The sequence below is a fragment of the Shinella sp. GW821-FHT10F02 genome (assembly GCF_058809275.1).
Genome location: NZ_JBXASL010000009.1, coordinates 153768 through 174744 on the forward strand (window position 1 = coordinate 153768; position 20977 = coordinate 174744).

20 protein-coding genes are annotated in these 20977 nt (G+C 64.6%); 12 read left to right on the forward strand and 8 right to left on the reverse strand.

The window, feature by feature from the left end:
• Position 1 precedes the first annotated feature (1 nt).
• The 3 genes from puuD to AC1RWL_RS26340 all read right to left on the reverse strand — a co-directional run bounded on the left by puuD (position 2) and on the right by AC1RWL_RS26340 (position 2731).
• A complete protein-coding gene (gene puuD, locus AC1RWL_RS26330; protein WP_493096498.1) occupies positions 2-1228 on the reverse strand; it encodes a urate hydroxylase PuuD in 1227 nt (408 codons plus the stop codon).
• Between the two features lie 87 nt (positions 1229-1315).
• On the reverse strand, positions 1316-1798 hold the full coding sequence (gene greA / locus AC1RWL_RS26335; protein WP_256117632.1) for a transcription elongation factor GreA: 483 nt from the start codon (positions 1796-1798) through the stop codon (positions 1316-1318).
• 39 nt (positions 1799-1837) lie between these two features.
• Positions 1838-2731, reverse strand: a complete 894-nt coding sequence (locus tag AC1RWL_RS26340; RefSeq protein WP_256117627.1) for a LysR substrate-binding domain-containing protein — start codon at positions 2729-2731, stop codon at positions 1838-1840.
• A 102-nt stretch (positions 2732-2833) separates the two neighbouring features.
• Here AC1RWL_RS26340 and AC1RWL_RS26345 point away from each other — a divergent pair, with 102 nt between their 5' ends.
• Positions 2834-3010 carry a hypothetical protein gene (locus tag AC1RWL_RS26345; protein WP_493096497.1) on the forward strand — a complete coding sequence of 59 codons (177 nt, stop codon included), beginning with the start codon at positions 2834-2836 and terminating at the stop codon, positions 3008-3010.
• On the opposite strand, the gene xdhC is transcribed toward AC1RWL_RS26345, so the two are convergent.
• The 4 genes from xdhC to AC1RWL_RS26365 all read right to left on the reverse strand — a co-directional run bounded on the left by xdhC (position 3007) and on the right by AC1RWL_RS26365 (position 8619).
• The gene (gene xdhC / locus AC1RWL_RS26350; RefSeq protein WP_493096496.1) at positions 3007-3828 is read right to left on the reverse strand and encodes a xanthine dehydrogenase accessory protein XdhC; all 822 of its coding nucleotides are present in this window, start codon (positions 3826-3828) and stop codon (positions 3007-3009) included. The genes AC1RWL_RS26345 and xdhC overlap by 4 nt on opposite strands.
• Before the next feature lies 1 nt (position 3829).
• On the reverse strand, positions 3830-6175 hold the full coding sequence (gene xdhB, locus AC1RWL_RS26355; protein ID WP_493096495.1) for a xanthine dehydrogenase molybdopterin binding subunit: 2346 nt from the start codon (positions 6173-6175) through the stop codon (positions 3830-3832).
• A gap of 186 nt (positions 6176-6361) precedes the next feature.
• A complete protein-coding gene (gene xdhA / locus AC1RWL_RS26360; protein ID WP_493096494.1) occupies positions 6362-7837 on the reverse strand; it encodes a xanthine dehydrogenase small subunit in 1476 nt (491 codons plus the stop codon).
• Positions 7838-7845: 8 nt separating this feature from the next.
• Positions 7846-8619: a 3-hydroxybutyrate dehydrogenase gene (locus AC1RWL_RS26365; protein ID WP_493096493.1), complete on the reverse strand. Its 774-nt coding sequence runs from the start codon at positions 8617-8619 to the stop codon at positions 7846-7848.
• Between the two features lie 195 nt (positions 8620-8814).
• Here AC1RWL_RS26365 and glpK point away from each other — a divergent pair, with 195 nt between their 5' ends.
• The 9 genes from glpK to sbmA all read left to right on the forward strand — a co-directional run bounded on the left by glpK (position 8815) and on the right by sbmA (position 18416).
• The gene (gene glpK / locus AC1RWL_RS26370; protein ID WP_493096492.1) at positions 8815-10308 is read left to right on the forward strand and encodes a glycerol kinase GlpK; all 1494 of its coding nucleotides are present in this window, start codon (positions 8815-8817) and stop codon (positions 10306-10308) included.
• A 192-nt stretch (positions 10309-10500) separates the two neighbouring features.
• Complete coding sequence (locus AC1RWL_RS26375) at positions 10501-11490, forward strand: sensor domain-containing diguanylate cyclase (protein WP_493096491.1); 990 nt, start codon at positions 10501-10503, stop codon at positions 11488-11490.
• 119 nt (positions 11491-11609) lie between these two features.
• Complete coding sequence (locus AC1RWL_RS26380) at positions 11610-11984, forward strand: YciI family protein (RefSeq protein WP_493096490.1); 375 nt, start codon at positions 11610-11612, stop codon at positions 11982-11984.
• A complete protein-coding gene (locus AC1RWL_RS26385) occupies positions 11981-13237 on the forward strand; it encodes an RNA polymerase sigma factor (RefSeq protein ID WP_493096489.1) in 1257 nt (418 codons plus the stop codon). The genes AC1RWL_RS26380 and AC1RWL_RS26385 overlap by 4 nt, the downstream gene beginning before the upstream one ends.
• Before the next feature lie 81 nt (positions 13238-13318).
• Complete coding sequence (locus AC1RWL_RS26390) at positions 13319-13804, forward strand: SRPBCC family protein (RefSeq protein WP_435267810.1); 486 nt, start codon at positions 13319-13321, stop codon at positions 13802-13804.
• 125 nt (positions 13805-13929) lie between these two features.
• Complete coding sequence (locus AC1RWL_RS26395; RefSeq protein WP_493096488.1) at positions 13930-14982, forward strand: LLM class flavin-dependent oxidoreductase; 1053 nt, start codon at positions 13930-13932, stop codon at positions 14980-14982.
• A 46-nt stretch (positions 14983-15028) separates the two neighbouring features.
• Positions 15029-15781: a type I methionyl aminopeptidase gene (gene map / locus AC1RWL_RS26400; protein WP_256117608.1), complete on the forward strand. Its 753-nt coding sequence runs from the start codon at positions 15029-15031 to the stop codon at positions 15779-15781.
• A gap of 80 nt (positions 15782-15861) precedes the next feature.
• Entirely contained in the window at positions 15862-17052 is a 1191-nt protein-coding gene (locus tag AC1RWL_RS26405; protein ID WP_493096487.1) for a YbfB/YjiJ family MFS transporter, read from the forward strand.
• A 95-nt stretch (positions 17053-17147) separates the two neighbouring features.
• Positions 17148-18416: a peptide antibiotic transporter SbmA gene (gene sbmA, locus AC1RWL_RS26410; RefSeq protein ID WP_256117604.1), complete on the forward strand. Its 1269-nt coding sequence runs from the start codon at positions 17148-17150 to the stop codon at positions 18414-18416.
• Between the two features lie 26 nt (positions 18417-18442).
• Here sbmA and AC1RWL_RS26415 read toward each other — a convergent pair whose 3' ends face one another.
• Complete coding sequence (locus AC1RWL_RS26415; RefSeq protein ID WP_493096486.1) at positions 18443-19456, reverse strand: polysaccharide deacetylase family protein; 1014 nt, start codon at positions 19454-19456, stop codon at positions 18443-18445.
• 139 nt (positions 19457-19595) lie between these two features.
• On the opposite strand from AC1RWL_RS26415, the gene AC1RWL_RS26420 reads away from it, so the two are divergent.
• Both AC1RWL_RS26420 and AC1RWL_RS26425 read left to right on the forward strand, forming a co-directional pair.
• Entirely contained in the window at positions 19596-20180 is a 585-nt protein-coding gene (locus tag AC1RWL_RS26420) for an NnrU family protein (protein ID WP_493096485.1), read from the forward strand.
• 102 nt (positions 20181-20282) lie between these two features.
• A complete protein-coding gene (locus AC1RWL_RS26425; RefSeq protein ID WP_256117602.1) occupies positions 20283-20954 on the forward strand; it encodes a tetratricopeptide repeat protein in 672 nt (223 codons plus the stop codon).
• Positions 20955-20977 lie beyond the last annotated feature (23 nt).

Genomic DNA, 20977 nt, shown 5'->3' on the forward strand with positions numbered 1-20977 from the left:
GTCAGCTTCCTTCTGCGGCGGTTTCGAACCAGGCGGTGATGAGCGCGCGCTCCTCCTTCGTCATGCCGGTGACATTGCCCGGCGGCATGGCGTGGCTCCGGCCTGCCTGCAGATAGATCTCGCGGGCATGGAGGGCAATCTGGGATTCGCTTTCGAAGATCACGTCCTTCGGCGCGGCGCGCAGCCCCTCCCAAACGGGTTCCGCCGCATGGCACATCGAACAGCGCGTCGAGACGAGATCGCGCACGGCCGGGAAATGGTCGTTCGAGGCGAAGCGCTGCGCGGACGGCGCAAGGCCGGCGCTCTCGCCGGTCAGCACCTTGGGCACGGTGGAAAGCCACATGATGAGCACGAAAAGGAGCGCGGTGACAAGCCAGGTCCAGGTCGGCTTGCCCTTGCGCGCATGGGTCGTGTTGAACCAGTGCCGGATCGTCACGCCCATCAGGAAGACCAGCGCCGCGATGATCCAGTTGAAGGCCGTCGCGAAGGCGAGCGGATAGTGGTTCGACAGCATGAAGAAGATGACGGGCAGCGTCAGGTAGTTGTTGTGCGTCGAGCGCTGCTTGGCGATGACGCCGTATTTCGGGTCCGGAATGCGCCCGGCGATGAGATCCGCCACCACCACCCGCTGGTTCGGCATGATGATGAAGAAGACGTTCGCCGACATGATCGTCGCCGTGAAGGCGCCGAGATGCAGGAAGGCGGCGCGGCCGGTGAAGACCTGCGTATAACCCCAGGCCATCGCGACGAGGATGAAGTAGAGGACGATCATCAGCCCCCAGGTGTTTTTCCCCAGCGGCGACTTGCAGAGCAGGTCGTAGAGGATCCAGCCGAGGCCGAGCGAAGCGAGCGAAATGAGGATCGACACCGGCGTCGAGACATCCAGCACGTTGCGATCGATCAGGAAAAGGTCCGCGCCACCATAATAGACCAGACAGAGCAGTGCGAAGCCGGAGAGCCACGTCACGTAGCTTTCCCATTTGAACCAGGTCAGGTGTTCCGGCATCGCGGCCGGCGCCACGAGGTATTTCTGGATATGGTAGAAGCCGCCGCCATGCACCTGCCATTCCTCGCCGTAAGCCCCCGGCGGCAGGTGCGGCCGCCGCACAAGGCCAAGGTCGAGCGCGATGAAATAGAAGGACGATCCGATCCAGGCGATGGCGGTGATGACATGCAGCCAGCGGACCGCGAAAGTCAGCCATTCCCAGGCGATGGCATATTCATACATGTGTGCGCGTTCCCTTCCGTCCTGTCTCCCGGTGTGCACATTGCGCAATATTCGCGGGCGAGGGAAGGGACCCTATAGGGACGGGCCTCAGGATATGGCGGTGATCTCCAGTTCCTGCGCGCCGACGCTCACCACCTCGCCGACGGCCTTGCCCATGAGGAGACGCGCCACCGGCGACACATAGGAAATCGAGCCGGCCTTGGGGTCCGCCTCGTCCTCGCCGACGATGCGGTAGGTCTGGGTGCGGCCGTCGTCGCGGCTGAAGGTGACGGTGCTGCCGAAGGCGACGGTCTCGCTTGAGGCCGGGTCAGGCATCACCTGCGCCGTGTGAACGCGCTCGGCGAAATAGCGCAGGTCGCGCAGCGGACCCGCCGTCTGCCGGCGCCGCTCATTGATATCCTCGACGGTGTTTGCGGCCTCGCAGGCCGCGCGCGCTTCGGCAAGCTGCGTTTCGAGCGCCTTCAGGCCGGCCGGCGTCACCAGGTTCGGATGCGGCGAGATCGGCCGGTCGGGCAGCTGGGTTTCCGATGCCGCTTCGGCACTTTCTTCCTTCATGAAGGCAACGCTCAAGATCAAAACTCCACTTCCAGGCTCTTGGTGCGAGCCACCTTACGCCTCTGTCGGCAGCGTCGCCAGAATCCACTCGCGAAACGCGCGGATCTTCAAAATGTTGCGGCGGTTTTCCGGGTAGGCCAGCCAGTAGTCGCGGCCGTCGTTGCAGGTGAGCGTGAACGGCTGGTAGAGCAGGCCGGCGGCGACCTCCGCCCGGAAATGGCCGGGATTGAGGATCGCCACCCCCTGGCCGGCCATCGCCACCTGCGCGTCGATCGTCTGCACGCCGAGTTCGTTGCGGGGATAGCGTTCCAGGCCCGGATTGTCGATGCCGGCGGCCGAAAACCAGAGGGGCCACCAGATATCCGGTGCGCTGATGATCGGCAGTTTCAGGAGATCGGCCGGCTCATGCACGCCGCCGATCGTCTCTGCCAGCGCCGGGCTCAGCATCGGCCCGAAGTCCATGCGCATGACGCGGTGGCATTCGAGGCCCGGCCAGTCGCCCTTGCCCCAGCGGATCGAGACATCCGCCTCCTCCCTGGAAAAGTCGATCACCTCCTGTGAGGTGGAAAGCCTGACGGCGATGTTGGGATGTTTGAGCTGGAAATCGCCGAGCGTGCGGCTCAGCCATTGTGTGGCGAAGGTGGGCGTCGAGTGGATGTGCAGCTTCTGCTCCGCCGCCCCGCGCAGGTCCGCCACCGCCTCCGCGAGCTTGGCGAGCCCTTCGGCGACCTTGGGCGCGAGCCGTTCGCCGGCCTCGCTCAGCATCACCTGCCGCGGCTGGCGCAGGAACAGCGTCTCGCCCAACGTCTCTTCCAAGAGCTTGACTTGGTAGCTGACGGCGGTCTGCGTCATGCCGAGCTCGTCGCCGGCACGGGTGAAGCTCGCATGCCGCGCGGCGGCCTCGAAGACGCGGAGCGCATTCAGCGGAAAGTTGCGCGACATCTTCATGGCCAAGTTCTCTTCATGCATGCAGACAAAGGTTCGATTGGAATTTCATCACCTTTCGGCGCACCCTGCAAGCAATGGAAAAGAATTTACGAGGTTCTCCCAATGACATGCATCACCGAAGACGCGCCGATGAGCGCGCTGGAATTCCGCAGGCGAGGCTTTTTGTATAAGCTCTCTCTCGTCTTTCGCAGGAAGAAGAGAGATCGCGTCCCGAGGCTCGACCCGCGCGCGCTGTCCGATTACATGAAGCGCGACCTCGGATTTCTCGACGGACGCTAAGCCGATTTGTTGCGCCAGGCGGCGAATGCGAGCAGCACTTCGGAGGCGGTCATTGCGGCGATGACCTCCGGGCGCTTGTCATCGACTGTCGTGCCGCCGATCGGCAGGACCAGCCGGTCGGCTTCCGCGCGATCCACGCCCTGTTCCTCCAGATGGTGGACGAAGGCGCCGCGCTTCGACTTGGAGCCGACCATGCCGATATAGGCCAGGTCGGTGCGCTTGAGCGCTTCCTGCCCGATCAGGAAGTCGAGGGCGTGGTCATGCGTGACGATCACCACGGCGGAGCCCGCGGGAATATCCGCGATCAGCGATTCCGGCATGGCGACCATGCGGCGGTGAACCTCCGAGGTCAGCTGGTTGAGCTCGGTTTCGCGCGCTTCCACGGCGAAGACCTTGAGCGGCAACAGCGTCAACGCCTCGGCGAGCGCCCGGCCGACATGGCCGGCGCCGAACACCCAGACCTGCGGCTTGCGCCGTTCCTCGTCCGCCACGCGCTTGTCGAGTGCCGCGCGCGCCGCCTCGTCGGCAAAGGCGAAGGTGAGCTCGACGCGGCCGCCGCAGCATTGGCCGATATCGGGGCCGAGGGGGATGTCGAGCGTTGCTTCGCCACCGGCGCTGCCTAGCATCTTTCGCGCGTTCTCGATCGCCATATGTTCGAGCTGGCCGCCGCCGACGGTGCCGTGGATTTCGGTCGGCGCCACCAGCATGAACGTGCCTTCGTCGCGCGGTGCGGAGCCTTTGACGGCGGTGACTTCGACGATGACGACACGGTGTTCCCGGGCCAGAAAGCCCTCAAGACTATCCTGCAGAAAGTTCATTTCATCCTTCTTTGCGGGCTTTCAGGCGCTCTATGGCCATCAGCACGCGTTCCGGCGTGGCCGGCGCATCGAGTTTCGGGCATTGGCGATAGCCGGCGGTGCTGGCGACGGCCATGGAAAGCGCCTCCAGAACGGAGACCGCCAGCATGAAGGGCGGTTCGCCGACGGCCTTGGAGCGGCCGATCGTGGGCTCGGCCGCTTCCGCCCATTCGGCGAGCTTGACGTTGAAGATTTTCGGGCGGTCGGAGGCAAGCGGGATCTTGTAGGTCGAAGGGGCGTGCGTGCGCAGCCGGCCCTTGCCGTCCCACCACAGTTCCTCGGTCGTCAGCCACCCCATGCCCTGCACGAAGGCGCCCTCGACCTGGCCCTTGTCGATCGCCGGGTTCAGCGAGCGGCCGACATCGTGCAGGATATCGACGCGGTCGACGAGATATTCGCCGATCAGCGTGTCGATCGAGACTTCCGAGACCGAAGCGCCATAGGCGAAATAATAGAAGGGCGTGCCCATGCCCTTCGCCCGGTCCCAGTGGATTTTCGGCGTCTTGTAGAAGCCGGCGGCGGAAAGCTGCACGCGCGCCATATAGGCCTGCTTGACGAAATCCGGAAACGGGATGAGCGCATCGCCGACGCGCACATGATGCGGCACGAAGGCGACGTCTTCCGGCGCCACGCCCCATTTTTCAACGGCGAAGGCGACGAGTCGCTGCTTGATCTGGCGCGCGGCGTCATAGGCCGCCATGCCGTTCAGGTCCGAGCCGGAGGAGGCGGCGGTGGCCGACGTGTTTGGCACCTTGGCCGTCGTCGTCGCGGTGATTTTCACCCGCGAAATATCGACCTGGAAGGCATCGGCGAGCACCTGCGCGACCTTGGTGAACAGGCCCTGGCCCATCTCCGTGCCGCCATGGTTCAGGTGGATCGAGCCATCCTGGTAGACATGCACCAGCGCGCCCGCCTGATTGTACCAGGTCGCGGTAAAGGAGATGCCGAATTTGACCGGCGTCAGCGCAATGCCCTTGCGGATGACGCGGCTCGTCTCGTTGAAGGCGAGGATTTTCTGGCGACGCGCCTGATAGTCGGACGAGGTTTCCAGCTCGTCCACGATGCGGTGGATGATGTTGTCCTCGACCGTCTGGTGATAGGGCGTCAGCACGCGGTCGGAGCCGGGCAGGCCGTAGAAATTGGCCTTGCGCACCTCCAGCGGGTCCTTGCCCAGCGCATAGGCGATCTCCTCGATGATGCGCTCGCCGCCGACCAATCCCTGCGGCCCGCCGAAACCGCGGAAGGCGGTGTTGGAGACAGTGTGCGTCTTCAGCGGCTGCGAGGTGAGCAGGACGTGCGGGTAGAAATAGGCATTGTCCGCATGGAAGAGCGCCCGGTCCGTTACAGGGCCGGAGAGGTCGGAAGAATAGCCGCAACGCGCGGCATAGTTCGCCTTTACCGCCTGGATGCGGCCGTCATCGTCATAGCCCGCCTCGTAGTCGACGAGGAAATCGTGCCGCTTGCCGGTCGCCGTCATGTCCTCGTCGCGGTCCGGGCGGAATTTGACGGCGCGGTTCAGCTTCTTTGCGGCAACAGCGGCAAGCGCGGCGAACTGGTTGGACTGCGTTTCCTTGCCGCCGAAACCGCCGCCCATGCGGCGCACCTGCACGGTCACGGCATTGGAGGGCACGCCGAGCACATGGCCCACCATGTGCTGCACCTCGCTTGGATGCTGGGTGGAGGACCAGACGGTGACCTCGTCGTCTTCGCCGGGAATGGCGAGCGCGATATGGCCTTCGAGATAAAAATGATCCTGCCCGCCGACGCGCATCTGGCCCTTCAAGCGGCGCGGCGCCGTTTCCAGCGCGGCCTGCGCATCACCGCGCTTCAGCGTCAGCGGCTCGGTGACGAGGGCCGCGCCGTGGGCGAGTGTGTCCGTGACGTCGGTCCAGTGCGGCAGGTCGCGGTAGTCGATCTTCGCCAGCCGCGCGGCGCGGCGCGCAATGTCGCGGGTCTCGGCGATGACACAGAAGATCGCCTGGCCGTGAAACTCGACCTTGCCCTCCGCCAGCACCGGCTCGTCATGGCGGCCGGAGGGGCTGATGTCGTTGACGCCGGGCATGTCGGCGCCGGTCAGGACCAGCACGACGCCGGGACAGGCCTTCACGGCGGAAAGATCGACGGCGAGAATGTCGGCATGCGCCCGGTCGCTCATGCCGAGCGCCGCATGCAGCGTGCCCTCGGGCTCCGGCATGTCGTCGATGTAATCGGCCCTGCCGGTGACGTGCTTGTGCGCCGAATCGTGGCGCAGCGATGCGTGCATGGGCGCGGAGATGGTCTTGCGGTCTTCGAAGGTGGACTGGTCCATCCTATTACCTCCTTCCGAGGGGCTCGCCCCTCATCCGGCCTGCCGGCCACCTTCTACCCGCAAGCGGGGCGAAGGGGATATGCCGCGCCGTTTTCCCATCCAAAAGCGTGGCGTGGGCCACGTTCCCTCTCCCCGCTTGCGGGGAGAGGGTTAGGGTGAGGGGCAATTTCACCGCATCAGCTAGCATCACGCCACCTCCTCGAACCGCTGCACCTGCGCGATTTCGCCGGAGGTTTCGAGATAGAACCGCGTCAGCAGGTTCTTGGCCGCCAGCATGCGGTAGTCGGCCGTCGCGCGCCAATCGGTCAGCGGCTTGTAGTCCGCGTCGAAGGCGTCACGAGCGGCGTCGATGGTGGCTTCCGTCCAGGGCCTGCCGATCAGTGCAGCCTCGACATTGCTCGCCCGCTTCGGCGTGCCGGCCATGCCGCCGAAGCAGAGGCGGGCGTCGGTGACGGTGCCGTCCGGCGAAAGTGTTATGCGGAAGGCGCCGCACAGTGCGGAAATGTCCTCGTCGCGGCGCTTCGTGATCTTGTAGACGGCGAAGTGGGTGTTCGCGGGAAGGGCGGGCACGAAGAGGCTTTCGACGAACTCGCCGGCGCGGCGGTCCTGCTTGCCGTAGTCGATGAAGTAGCTTTCGAGCGGCAGGTCGCGCCGGCCGTCTTTGGAGCGCAGGGTGAGCGTCGCACTGAGCGCGATCAGCGGCGGCGGGGTGTCGCCGATGGGGGAGCCGTTGGCGATGTTGCCGCCGATCGTGCCCATGTTGCGCACCTGCTCGCCGCCGATGCGGTCGATCAGCGGGCGGAGCGCCGGGATCAAACGACAGAGCGCGTCGAAGGCCTGGCTATATGTGACGCCGGCGCCGATGCGCACGCCGTCCGCCGTCTCCTCGATCGATTGCAGCTCGGCGAGGTGATTGATGAAGACGACGGGGTTGAGGTCGCGGAACTGTTTCGTGATCCAGAGGCCGACATCGGTGGAGCCGGCGACGACGGTCGCCTTCGGCTCCTCCGCCAGAATGCCGGCGAGATCGTCGAGCGAGGCGGGAACGATCACCCGGCCGTCGCCGTCGCTGATGCGGATGGTTTTCGCCGGCGCCATGGCCGTAAGCTTCGCCAGCACCGCCGCCCGCGTGCGCTCGATGGGGTCGAACACGGCGCTCGGCCGTGCCTCCGCAATCGCCTCGGCCGCGCGGACGATCGGTTCGTAGCCGGTGCAGCGACAGAGGTTGCCTTGCAGCGCCTTTTCGATACGCGCGCGGTCCGGCGCCGGATCGGCAAGCCAAAGTCCGTACAGCGACATGACGAAACCGGGCGTACAGAAGCCGCATTGCGAGCCGTGATAGTCCACCATCGCCTGCTGCACGGGATGCAGCAGCCCATCCGCACCCGCCAGATACTCAACGGTCACGACATGGGTCGCGTTCATCGAGCCCAGCAGGCGGATACAGGCGTTGACGCTCTCATAGGCAAGCCGGCCCTCGACCACGCGACCGACCAGCACGGTGCAGGCGCCGCAGTCGCCCTCCGCGCAGCCTTCCTTCGTGCCGGTGAGGCGGCGGCTGAGCCGCAGCCAGTCGAGCAGGGTGCCCGTCGGCGGCACATGGCGGAGCGTGATATCCTCGCCATTCAGGATGAAGCGGATGCTGCCGGTGTCCGTGTGCATCTTTATCCTTATTGGGCGGTCCAGCCGCCATCGACGGATATATGGGTGCCGTTGATCGATTTTGCCGCATCGGACGCGAGGAAAAGCGCGATGGCCGCCACCTCGTCGACGCCGACGAATTCCTTGGTCGGCTGGAATTTCAGCATGACGTCGGATTTCACCTGCGCTTCGCTGATGCCGCGCGCCTTCGCCGTATCGGGGATCTGCTTTTCGACGAGCGGCGTCAGCACGTAGCCGGGGCAGATCGCGTTGGCGGTAATGCCGTTTTCGGCCACTTCCAGCGCCACGGTCTTCGTGAGGCCCATGATACCATGTTTCGCCGCGACATAGGCGGCCTTGAACGGCGAGGCGACGAGGCCGTGCGCGGAGGCTACGTTGATGATGCGGCCAAAACCCTTGCGCTTCATGTGCGGAATGGCGTTGCGGATGGTGTGGAAGGAGCTCGACAGGTTGATCGCGATGATCTGGTCCCACTTTTCCGGCGGAAAGTCCTCGATCTTCTCGACATGCTGAATGCCGGCATTGTTGACGAGGATATCGACGCCGTCGAACTGTTCCACGGCCGTCTGGATGAGGTCGGAGATTTCGTGCGGCTTGGTCATATCGGCCGGGTGGTAGATGACACGGCCCTTGCCGAGGCCGTCGAGCTTCGCGCGGGCCGCCTCGATCTCGTCGGCCGCGCCAAAACCGTTGATGACGACATTGGCGCCACTTTCCGCAAAGGCGGTGGCGATGGCGAGGCCGATGCCGCTGGTGGAGCCGGTTACGACGACACTCTTCATGCTTTTCAACTCCCGATATGCTGCTTCGCGTCAGCCTACGCCTAAAAACAACGCGATGACAATTGCGTTTTCCGCGCTGTAGAGTGGCGTGGGGCGGGTAACGCGATTTGCGTTTTATTTTCCTTTGACATTCGTTTTGATGTCGTATTGAAGATTCCGAAGGGTCTGGGAGCGACCTTCAGCTGGGAGGCAAGCATGGGCGGATATGTTCTCGCGATCGATCAGGGCACGACCTCGAGCCGGGCGATCGTCTTCGACGGCAAACAGAAGGTCGTCGGGTCCGGCCAGAAGGAATTCACGCAGATCTTTCCGCAATCCGGCTGGGTCGAGCACGATCCGGAAGAGATCTGGGACAGCGTCGTCTGGTCGGTCAAGGCCGCGCTGAAGAAGGCCGAGGTCAAGGCTTCCGACATTTCCGCCATCGGCATCACCAACCAGCGCGAGACGGTCGTCGTGTGGGAGCGCGAGAGCGGCAAACCCATCCACAATGCCATCGTCTGGCAGGACCGTCGCACCGCCTCCTATTGCGAGAAGCTGAAGAAGCAGGACCTCGAAAAGACCTTTACCAAGAAGACAGGCCTGCTGCTCGACCCCTATTTCTCCGGCACGAAACTGTCGTGGATGCTCTCCAACGTGAAGGGTGCGCGGGCGCGGGGCGCCAAGGGCGACCTCTGCTTCGGCACGATCGACACGTTCCTGATCTGGCGGCTGACGGGTGGCAAGTCGCATGTCACCGATGCCACCAATGCCAGCCGCACGCTGATGTACAACATCGCGGCCAACGACTGGGACAACGAGCTGCTCGACATCCTGCGCGTGCCAAAAGCCATGCTGCCGGAGGTGCTGGATTGCGCGGCCGATTTCGGCGTAACGGAGAAGGGTCTGTTCGGCGCGGAAATCCCGATCCTCGGCGTTGCCGGCGACCAGCAGGCCGCCACCATCGGCCAGGCCTGCTTCGAGCCGGGCATGATGAAATCCACCTACGGCACCGGCTGCTTCGCTTTGCTCAACACCGGCGCCGACATGGTGCGCTCGAAGAACCGCCTGCTCACCACCATCGCCTACCGCCTCGACGGCGAGACGACCTATGCGCTGGAGGGCTCGATCTTCATCGCGGGGGCCGCCGTGCAATGGCTGCGCGACGGGCTGAAGGTCATCAAGGCCGCCCCCCATACCGGCGATCTCGCGGCACGGGCCGATCCGACGCAGAACGTCTATCTCGTGCCGGCCTTCACGGGGCTTGGCGCGCCGCACTGGGACCCGGAAGCGCGCGCCGCGATCTACGGAATGACGCGCAACACCGGCCCCGCGGAATTCGCCCGCGCGGCACTGGAGGCCGTCTGCTACCAGACGCGCGACCTGCTCGACGCCATGCACAAGGACTGGAAGGCCAACGGCAAGGAAACCGTGCTGCGCGTCGACGGCGGCATGGTCGCCTCCGACTGGACCATGCAGCGCCTCGCCGACATCCTGGACGCGCCGGTGGACCGCCCGACGATCCTGGAGACGACGGCGCTCGGTGCGGCCTGGCTTGCCGGGCAGCGCGCCGGTGTCTGGCCGGATCGCAAGGGTTTCGCCAAGTCCTGGGCGCGCGATACGCGCTTCGAGCCGAAGATGGACGAGAAGACGCGGGCCACGAAGATCAAGGGCTGGAAGGACGCGGTGCGGCGGACGCTGAGCGACGCGTAAACCGGCGCGACACCCCTGCCGGCATGCCCATGAACCACCCCGAAATATTCGATTTTAGCGAAAGCCGGCAACGGGATGTTGAGAAACGTGCGGTAGGCTCGGGGTGTGGGGACGATAAGGGTTAGGAGAGGCTGCCATCACGGATGAGCGTGCCGCCATCGTTCCGAGGCCATTGGCGTAGAGGAGCGAGCATTGGAGCCAGTTCAGCTCCCCAATGAATCTGCGGAAGAGTTTCGGCTGCTCTACCGCAAGCTGGCGCTTGCGCTCGAAGCGTCGCAGATGGGCATATGGGAGCACAATCTCGTCACCGACGCGGTGGTCTGGGACAAGCGGCTTTGTGATCTCTACGGCGTTGAATTCGGTTCGGTCGTCACCTGGATCGATCATGTCCATCCCGGCGACCGCGAGCGCGCCTGCGCCGATTTTGATCGGGCCATAGAAAACAAGAGCGGCTATTCCTCGCAATTCCGCATCCTGCTGCCGGACGGCCAGATGCGCCACGTGCGTTCGCGCGCCCATTATTACGAAAACCAGGACGGAACGCCCTTCTTCATCGGCGCGGAATGGGATGTCACCGCCGATGTGATGATGCAGGAAGAGCTGATGCGCCGCGCCGAGCAGCTGGAGGAGAGCCACCGGCTGCTGGAGCATTCTGCCCTGCACGATTTCCTTTCCGGCCTGCCGAACCGGCGCGGCCTGGAGCGGTTCCTGGCCGCGCGCGGATCGCCCCGGACGGTGCCCATTGCCGTGCTGCATATCGACCTCGACCACTTCAAGGACGTCAACGATCGCCTCGGCCACGAGGTGGGCGATCAGGTGCTGCGGGCGTTTTCCGCCCGGCTGATGACGGCCGTCGTTTCCGTCAGCGGTTTTGCGGCGCGTACCGGCGGCGATGAATTCATCGTCATCCTCGACAACACGTCGCTCGGCCATGCGCAGGATTTCGCCGAAGTGGTCGTGGAGGCGGCGGAGGCGACCAAGCAGGATGTGAATATCGGCGGCATCAACATCGGTGCTTCCGTGGGCGTCGCTTACGGCAAGGCGCCGTTCGAGCAGTTGCTGGAGCAGTCGGATCTTGCGCTCTACCAGGCCAAGGAGGCGGGCCGGCGCCGCTACCATGTCTTCAAGGCACTCATGAAGAAAACCCAGCGGCCGGTCGCTCTCGGGTCGCGGTTGAACTGAGGTTCTTCGCCGCGGTCGCGCGTTGCGCGGCACCATTCCGTCCAAAAATCAAAAATATTCCGTTCCGCCCTGTCGGTTGAGACGCTACTTCTACGTCTTCCAACCAACGGGAGTTCACCATGCTGTATGCCGTTCTTTGTTATGATAGCGAAAGTGAAGTCAGCGCCTGGAGCAAGGAGCTGGACGACAAGGTCATGGCGGATCTCGGTGCCGTCAACCACCGCTATGCGGAGGCCGGGAAGCTCGGTCCGGTCGCGCGGCTGATGCCGACCACGGCGGCGGTCACGGTGCGCAAGGGCGCGACGGACGATATCGTCATGGACGGGCCTTTTGCCGAAACCAAGGAACAGTTCCTCGGCTTCTTCGTCATCCAGGTGGAAACGCTGGAGGAGGCGATCACCTTTGCGCGCGAGCTTTCCGCCGCCAATCCGGCAAACGGCACCTATGAAATCCGGCCGTTGCAGTTCTTCAATCCGGGAGGTCCCATAAAATGACAGAGCTTGCCTGGATCGACCTGGCGCTGACATCGGCACGGCCGCAGGCCATGGGGGCGCTTCTGCGCTACTTCCGCAACCTCGACCTTGCGGAGGAGGCTTTTCAGGAGGCCTGCCTTCGCGCGCTGAAAAACTGGCCCGAAAAAGGCCCGCCGCGCGATCCGGCAGCATGGCTGATCTTCGTCGGCCGCAACAGCGGCATCGACCAGGTGCGCAAACGCGCCAAGCACCAGCCGCTTCCGCCCGAAGAGGTTCTGTCCGATCTGGAGGATACCGAAAGCGACCTCGCGGATAGGCTGGACGGCGCGCATTACCGCGACGATATCCTGCGCCTGCTCTTCGTCTGCTGTCATCCGGATCTGCCGGCGACGCAGCAGATCGCGCTGGCACTGCGCATCGTCTCCGGCCTTTCGGTGAAGCAGATCGCGCGGGCCTTCCTCGTTTCGGAAGCGGCGATGGAGCAGCGCATCACCCGGGCAAAGGCGAAGGTGGGGGCAGCCGGCATTCCCTTCGAGACGCCCGATGCGGTGGCGCGGGCCGAACGGCTCGGCATCGTCGCGGCGATGATCTATCTCGTCTTCAACGAGGGTTATTCGGCCGGCGTGCCGGAGCGGGCGGATGCGCCGTTCTGTGCGGAGGCGATCCGGCTTTGCCGGCTGCTGCTCACGCTTTTCCCCTCCGAGCCGGAGATCATGGGGCTGACGGCGCTGATCCTCATCCAGCATTCGCGGCTCGATGCGCGCTTCGACAAGCAGGGTCAGATCGTGCTGCTCGAAGACCAGGACCGTTCGCTCTGGGATCGCGGGCTGATCGACGAGGCGCTGGTGCTGATCGACAAGGCGATCCGCCATCGCACGCCGGGCGCCTTCCAGATCCAGGCGGCGATCGCGGCCCTTCACGCCCGCGCCAAAACGGCGGCGGAGACGGACTGGTTGCAGATCGACCTGCTCTACCAGACGCTCGAACGCCTGCAGCCCTCGCCGGTGGTGCGGCTCAACCGGGCGGTCGCCGTCTCCAAGCGCGAGGGGCCGGAGGCGGCGCTGGCGCTGGTCGAGCCGCTGGCCGAAAAGCTCAATGGCTATTTCTATTTCCATGGCCTGCGCGGCGGCCTTCTGAAGCAACTCGGCCGCTACCGCGAGGCACATGAGGCCTTCGACCGGGCGATTGCGCTCGCCACCACGCCGGCCGAGGCGGCCCATATCCGCCAGCACCTCGACAGCGTGCAGCGCGAGATGGCGAATGCGGAAAAATAATCCGGCGTCGATGTCGGTTCTGCCGCCCGCCGGCCGTCCTTGATACGAACCAACCGATCACACCCAAAGAGGAAACGGACCATGACCGAGACCAACGAAATCAAGCCCGCCAACAACCGCGAACTGGTGCTGACCCGCGTGCTGAATGCCACGCCCGCCCAGCTCTTCAAGGCCTGGACGACGCCGGAGATCCTGAAGGAGTGGTTCATGCCGAAGCCCTATGCGCTGGCGCTGGTGGACATGGAGCCGCGTGATGGCGGCAAGTTCCGCACCGTCATGACCGGCCCGGACGGCTTCCACATGGACAGCACCGGCGTGTTCCTGAAGGTGGAGAAGGACAAGCGCATCATCACCACGGATGCCTTCGGCCCGGACTGGAAGCCGACGGAAAAGGCCTTCTTCAGCGCGGAAATCCTGTTTGACGACCTCGGCAACGGCCAGACCCGCTACACGGCCATCGCGCGCCACTGGAATGTCGAGGACGCCGAGGCGCATGAAAAGATGGGCTTCCATGAAGGCTGGGGGCAGGTTGCCACGCAGCTCGAAGAGGTTGCCTCGAAGCTCTGAACGGACGAACGGGGCGGGTAACCGCCCCGTTCCCTATCGGTAAACACACTGTTTCCCGATGCGCCCTTTCAAACCGCCGCCGCGGGACATATCTCGGGTCAAATCCCTCTCGTCCGGAAACTCCCATGGAACTTGGCCTCTACACATTCGCCGACGTCGATCCCAATGCCGCCGACAAGGGGCGGGAAGGGGAGCGGCGGCTGAAGAACCTGCTGGAAGAGATCGAGCTTGCCGACCAGGTGGGGCTCGATGTCTTCGGGCTGGGCGAACATCACCGGCCGGATTATGCGGCGTCCGCGCCCGCCGTCGTGCTGGCGGCGGCTGCCGCGCGGACGAAGAACATCCGGCTGACGAGCGCCGTGACGGTGCTGTCGTCGGACGATCCGGTGCGGGTGTTCCAGCAATATTCGACCGTCGACCTCATTTCGGGCGGCCGGGCGGAGATCATGGCGGGGCGCGGCTCCTTCATCGAATCCTTCCCGCTCTTCGGCTATGCGCTCGATGATTACGACCAACTCTTCGAGGAGAAGCTGGACCTGCTGCTGGCGCTGAACGAGAGCGAAAAGGTCTCGTGGAACGGCACGATGCGGCCGCCACTGCCGGGGCTTGGTGTCTATCCGCGCCCGGCGCATGGCAGGTTGCCGATCTGGATCGCCGTCGGCGGCACGCCGCAATCGGTTGCCCGCGCGGGCGCCTATGGCCTGCCTTTGGCGCTTGCCATCATCGGTGGCACGCCGTCGCGGTATGCGCCGCTTTTCGATCTCTACCGCGAGGCCGCGCGCCGCGCCGGGCAGGACGAGGCGAAGCTGAAGACCAGCATCAACGTGCACGGCTTCATCGCCGACACGACGGAGGCTGCGGCCGATGCCTTCTACGGCCCGCAGGCGGAGGTGATGAACCGCATCGGCCGCGAGCGTGGCTGGGGGCCGACGAGCCGGGCGCAGTTCGACCAGTCGACCGGCCCGACGGGGCATCTCTTCCTCGGCGATCCGGAGACGGTGGCGACGAAGATCGCTGCCCATCAGCGGATTTTCCAGAACGACCGCTTCCTGCTCCAGATGGCGATCGGCCAGATGCCGCATGACAAGATCATGCGTGGCATCGAGCTTTACGGCACGAAGGTCGCGCCGCTGGTGCGCGAGATGCTGGCGGAGGCGCCGGCGGCCGCTTCGGCCTGACAAGCACCCGCGGGCGTGATAAGACCGCCCGCGAAAGAGAGATGCGATGACCCTGGAAAACGATGAAGACCTCAACGGCCTGAAGGCGATCGGGCGGATTTGCGCCAATGTGCTCCAGCACATGTCGACCTCCATCCAGCCGGGCATGACCACCGCCGAACTGGACCTGATCGGCCGGCGCATGCTGGAGGCGGCGGGCGCAGTTTCGGCACCGGAGAGCTGCTACAAGTTCCCGGGCGCCACCTGCATCAGCATCAATGAAGAGGTGGCGCACGGCATTCCGGGCGACCGGGTGATCAAGCAGGGCGACCTCATCAACATCGACGTTTCCGCCGAGCTCGACGGCTATTTCGCCGATACCGGTGCCTCCTTCACCGTCGGGCGCTCGACGCCGGCCGTGGAGCGTCTCTGCCGCGATGGCAAGCGGGCGCTCTGGGTCGGCCTCAAGGAAGTGAAGGCCGGCAAGCCGCTTGCCGAGGTCGGCAAGGCCATCGGCGAATTCGCGCGCAAGAACCGCTATACGCTGATCGCGAACCTCGCGAGCCATGGCGTCGGCCGCTCGCTGCACGAGGAGCCGACGGAAATCGCCACCTGGCCCGATCCGCAGGAAAAGCGCCGCATGACGGACGGCCTCGTCTTCACCGTCGAGCCATTCCTGTCGCTCGGCGCCAACTGGGCGGAAAGCGGCACGAAGGACGAGTGGACGCTCTACAGCGAGCCGAGCGCGCCGACGGTGCAGTTCGAGCACACGGTCGTCGCCACCCGCAGCGGGCCAATTGTCGTGACGCTGCCAGGTTAAGCCTTCAGCGGCGCTGATCCGTCGATCAATAATTGTCGTTTGCCGGTCTCATGTTGCAGTGCAATGGTCGCGGCATGACGATGACACAAAGTACGCACGTCCTGTCGCGCGAACCCGTCCGGGCGGCCATTGCCGGCGCGCTCGCCATGGCCGTCGCCATGGGGCTCGGCCGCTTCTTCTATACGCCCGTGCTGCCCGGCATGATGGCCGGCCTCGGGCTCAACGCCGCCGATGCCGGCATCATCGCGGCGGCGAATTTTGCGGGTTACCTGCTCGGCGCGGTGCTCGCCGCCTATGGCTGGGCGGCTGGTATCGAGCGGCGCCTGGCGCTCGGCTCGCTTGTCGCGACGGTTCTGCTGCTCCTCGCCATGGGCCTGCTGTCCGGGGTGGCCGCGCTTTCCGTCGTGCGCTTCCTTGCGGGGCTCGCCAGCGCCTTTGCCTTGATCTTCACCACCGGCATCGTGCTTTCCGTCGGCCTCGCGCATCGGGATCCGCGCGTGCAGATGGCGCATTTTTCCGGCGTCGGCATCGGCATCGCGGTGTCGGCCGTGCTCGTCTACCTGCTGTCGCTCATTCACGTCTCGACGATTGCCCCCTGGCGCGTCGACTGGCTTGCCGGCGCCGTGCTCGGTGCCATCGGCCTTGCCGTCGTCATAGTGCTGCTGCCGCGCTCGGTGGGCGGTGCAGCGGCGGTGCGCGAGCCGCCGATCGTCTGGACCCGGCCCATGGTGGCGCTGACGGTAAGCTATGGACTGTTCGGCATCGGCTATGTCGTGACGGCCACCTTCATCGTCGCCATTGCGCGGGAGGGCGCGCAAAGCCCGCTGCTCGAATGCCTCACCTGGCTCGTCACCGGCGCTTGCGCGGCAATCTCCCTCATGGTCTGGAAGCCGATGGAGCGGCGCTACGGCGTGGCGAGGGCCTATCTTGCGGCGCTCCTCGTGGAGATGGTCGGCGTCGCGGTCACGGTCACGCTGCCCTTTCCGGCCTCGGCGCTCATCGGCGGCGCGCTGCTCGGCCTCACCTTCATCGTCATCACGGCCTATGGCTTGCAGCTCGGCCGGGTACTCGCCAGCGAAAGCCCGCGCCGTGTGCTGGCGCTGATGACGGCCGCGTTCGGCGTCGGGCAAATCCTCGGGCCGCTCGGCGCGGGCTTTCTAGCGGCACGCACGGGAAGCTACGTGCTGCCGAGCCTTGCTGCCGCCGGCACGCTGCTTCTGGCCGCCGCCATCACCGTCGCGGGTGGGGCGCTTTCCATTAAATCTCGGTAATACAAGCCGCGAACGATTGTTGCGATGCGCAAACTCCTCTAGGTTCTGCGCGAACCGGCGGCGCTGCCGCCCTATGCAAACGAGAGTTTCGCACCTTGTTCCACTCCTTCTTCCCGCAGCCGAAGTTGTTCTTTACCTCCGGCATCCTCTGGGCCGCCGTGTGTATCGCCGTCTGGTATACGGTGGGGCCGCAAATCGGCGCCGCGATCGGCCTGCCGCCGCTCGGCCCGAACGAGAAGGCCGCGATCGGCCTCGCCTATTTCGTTTCGCCGGATAACCTCTGGTTCTACCTCTACTTCACGATCTTCGTGCTGATCTTCGGCCTCGCCTGGAAGGTGATCGCGCGCGATCATCCCTGGACGAACTGGTCGATCTGGGGCTCCGCCTTCATCATCTTTATCGCCTATTTCTCCGTCCAGGTATCGGTGGCGCTCAACAACTGGCGCGGGCCGTTCTTCGACCTGTTCCAGGGCGCGCTCTCGAAACAGGGCAACGTCACGGCCGAGCAGCTCTTCTCGTTACAGCTGCGCTTCCTGGAAATCGGCATGGTCGGCGTGGCGCTCAACGTGATCACGGCGTTCTTCACCAACCACTATGTCTTCCGCTGGCGCACCGCCATGAACGACTACTACATGTCCATGTGGCCGAAGCTGCGCCACATCGAAGGCGCCTCGCAGCGTGTGCAGGAAGACACGATGCGCTTTGCCAATATCCTCGAAGGGCTGGGCGTCACCTTCATCAACTCGATCATGACGCTGGTGGTGTTCCTGCCGCTGCTGTTCCGCATGTCGGAATTCGTCGGCGACCTGCCGATACTCGGCGCCGTGCCGCATTCGCTATTCTGGCTGGCGATCGGCTGGTCGCTGTTCGGTACGGTGCTGCTGGCCGTCGCCGGCATCAAGCTGCCGGGCCTGCAATTCCGCAACCAGCGCGTCGAGGCGGCCTATCGTAAGGAGCTCGTCTATGGCGAGGACCATGCGGACCGCGCCGATCCCGTCAGCGTGCGCGAGCTCTTCTCCAACGTGCGGCGCAACTATTTCCGCATGTACTGGCACTATTGCTACTTCAACGTGGCGCGCTTCGGCTATGGCCAGCTCGACGCAATCTTCCTGAACTTCATCCTGATCCCGACCATCGTGGCCGGCCGCATCACCATGGGCACCTGGCAGCAGATCGCCACCGCCTTTGGCGAGGTCAGCAATTCCTTCCAGTATCTCGTGAACTACTGGTCGACGATCGTCGAGTTGCTGTCGATCCACAAACGTCTGAAGGCCTTCGAGGCAGCGATCGACGACAAGCCGCTGCCGGAGATCGACCAGCGTTACCTGGCACGCCAGACGGAGGAAGACGCCGAGCCCGCCTGATCGGCGTCTGCCCGGATAATCAAGACCTAGAGGGCGGCGCCAGTCGCCCTTTTTTCTTTTGCGAGAATGTCCATCGCCTCGACATAGCTGACGCAGGCGACGTCCTTTTCTCCGCAGGTCTCCGTCAGGAAGCGGTCGAGTGCGCGCCAATAGGCGCCGGCGTTCATCTCGACGAAGTGGAAGCCGAGCTGGAGGGGGATGCGCTCGCCGTCATATTGTTTGGCAAAGGCGTCGCGATAGGCCTTTAGCGTGCTTTCCTCGAAGGCGGCGCTCTTCTCCGGCTTCTCCTTGCCCTTGGAATGGCGGACGTAGAGATTGTAGTCCATGGCGATGACGGGGCGCTGTGCGTCGCCTTCCGGGACAAGGGGCAGGGCGAAGCGGGCGAGCGTGCCGCTTGCCACCGGCATGGCCGGCCCTTTCGAGACGAGGCTGGCGTCGTAGGTGAAGCCGTTGGCCTCCAGCGCCTTGACCAGCCCATTGCCGGCGGAAAGATAGGGCGCGCGAAAGCCCTTGATGTCTTCCTTCACGAAGCGCTGCCAGTCCGCGGGCTCGCGCTCGCCGACGCCGGCATTCTGCCAGCCGTTCTTCAGCGCCTCGTGGAAGAAGGCGAATTCGGCCTTCCAGTCGTCCGCGCTCCACTTGCCGCCGTCGAAATGGCCGCAGCCGTGGCTGCCGATATCGTGGCCTTCCAGTTTCGCCAGCCAGATTTCGCCGAGCCGCAGGATCGTGTCCTCCCGGTCCGGCGCAAAGCCGACATTGGAGCGGCCGCGTTTTTCATGTGGCGCCTGGTATTTGGCGCGCTCGTCTTTCGGGAAGAGGAAGGTGCAGGAGAGGAAATAGGTGAAATGCGCGCCGGTGCGTTTCGCCATGGCGCGGCTCTTCTCCCACAGAAGATTGTCATGCGCGCCGTCGAAGGAGACGATGACGAGCTGCTTGCGCTTCGGCGTCCCGATCGTGTCGTCCTTGGCAAGCGCCGGGCCTGCGATGAAGCCGGCGGCGAGAAGGGAAGGGAGGATTCGGGACGATATTGCGAAAGACATGGGCACCTGCGGCAATTTGCAAAGGGTCTGTCATGGTTTCCGAATGCGGCAATCCTTTGATCGGGCTGGAATTGTCCGGCCTTGACGGCTATTCCAGACGGGATCGGCCACGCGCCGCCTTTTTTCCAGGGACATTTCCATGACGTTGCTCATCGCCGGTCTCGTTCTCTTCATCGTCACCCATCTCATCCGGCCCTTCGCGCCCGGCCTGCGCAATGCCGGCATCGCAGCGCTCGGCAAGCCCGTCTGGATGGCGCTGCACGGCATCCTGTCGCTCGCAAGCCTCGTCCTCATCGCCTACGGCTTTGTCGAGGCGCGGGCGAATGGCGGCGCGATGCTTTATTATCCGCCGACCTTCATGGCGCATATCGCGCTGACGCTGATGCTGATCGCCACGATCTGTCTCGTCGCCGGCTTCCTGCCGGCCGGCCATATCCGCACGAAGCTGAAGTTCCCGATCCTCGTCGCCATCAAGATCTGGGCGCTCGCCCATCTCTTGGCGAACGGCGAAAGCTATTCGGTGCTGCTCTTCGTGACGATCCTCGCATGGGCGGTCATTCTGCGCATATCGCTGAAGAAGCGCATTGCCGCCGGCGAGACGAAACTGCCGGTCTTCGTCTCGGCGAAAAACGACCTGATTGCCGTCGTCGTCGGCCTCGCGCTCTATGTCGTCATCGTCTTCTGGCTTCACGAGTGGGTGATCGGCGTCGCGCCGATGGCGTGATCGGCGCGCTGATCCCGGGCTTTTCGCGCCTGCCCCCTTACTTTGCGGCCAAAATGGAGTAGAAGGCGCAAACTCCAATCGTCAGCAAGAGCCGGGCAGGGAATGGTAAATCAGGACGACAGCTTTATCCGCGAGGTCAACGATGAACTCCGCTCCGACCAGATGCGTCTGGTCTGGAGGCGTTTTGGTCGTATCCTCATCGGCATCGCCGTGCTGGTCGTTCTCGGCACGATCGGCAAGGTGAGCTACGATTACTGGCGCGACAGCGAGGCATCCGCCGCCGGCGACAGCTTCCTTGCCGCCCTCACGCTTGCCCGCGAAGGCAAGAACGAGGAAGCGCTTGCCGCGCTGACCGCGCTGGAAAAGGATGGTTTCGGCTCCTATCCGGTGCTCGCCCGCATGCGCTCCGCCTCGCTCCTGGCGACGACGGATGCCGCAGGCGCCGTCAGCGCCTTCACCGCGATTTCCAAGGACACCTCGGTGCCGCAGGCGCTGCGCGACGCAGCGCGCCTCCGCGCCGCCTACCTGCTCGTCGATACCGGCACCTATGACCAGGTTTCCGCCGAGGCCGAACAGCTCGCCACGCCGCAGAGCGCGCTGCGCCACTCGGCCCGCGAGGTTCTCGGCCTCTCCGCCTACAAACACGAGGACTACGCCCGCGCCAAGGAATGGTTCGACGCGATCCTCGCCGACAGCGAAAGCCCGCGCAACGTCGCCAACCGCGCGCAGATGCTGCTTGACCTGATTGCTGCAAGCGGCAAGCTGTCCTCCTAAACCGGCCTTCGCCGGTCACCGAA